Source organism: Adlercreutzia sp. DFI.6.23, from assembly GCF_024462535.1.
GTDB lineage: Bacteria > Actinomycetota > Coriobacteriia > Coriobacteriales > Eggerthellaceae > Adlercreutzia > Adlercreutzia rubneri.
Map to the genome: position 1 here is coordinate 1 of NZ_JANGBP010000148.1, position 417 is coordinate 417.

The following is a 417-nucleotide window of genomic DNA, read 5'->3' on the forward strand; positions in this document are numbered from 1 at the left end:
GGGGGCACGGCGGCGCTGCTGCCGGCGCCCGCGAGGAAGAGGAGGAAGGGAGAGGCCGTGGACGAGGGGAAGACCCGCCGGGCGAGCCGGCCGGCCCGCCCGATGCCCTGCGAGCAGCCGCCGGGGCTGCCGGAGGAGCTGCCCGACGACCCGGCGGCGCTCAAGGCGATCATCGCCGACCTGGAGCTCAGCAACGCCGCGCTCAGGGAGGTGTTGGCCGTCCTAAAAGCAGGGGCGCCGGCCCTCACCAACGCTGAGGCGGCCGGCTGCGCCTCCAGGCTCGAGGGCGCCTTCGGCGCCGCGGCCGCCTGCGCGGCCCTGGGCCTGGCCCGCTCCACCTACTACTACCAGCTCGACGCCCTGACCTCGCCCTCCGCGCCGCCGGACGGGACGGCGGGCGAGGTCGAGCGGGCCTTC

General features: G+C 77.2%; 1 pseudogene. It reads left to right on the forward strand.

The window, feature by feature from the left end:
- Positions 1-417: pseudogene (locus NE591_RS12745) on the forward strand (hypothetical protein); the annotation flags it as partial.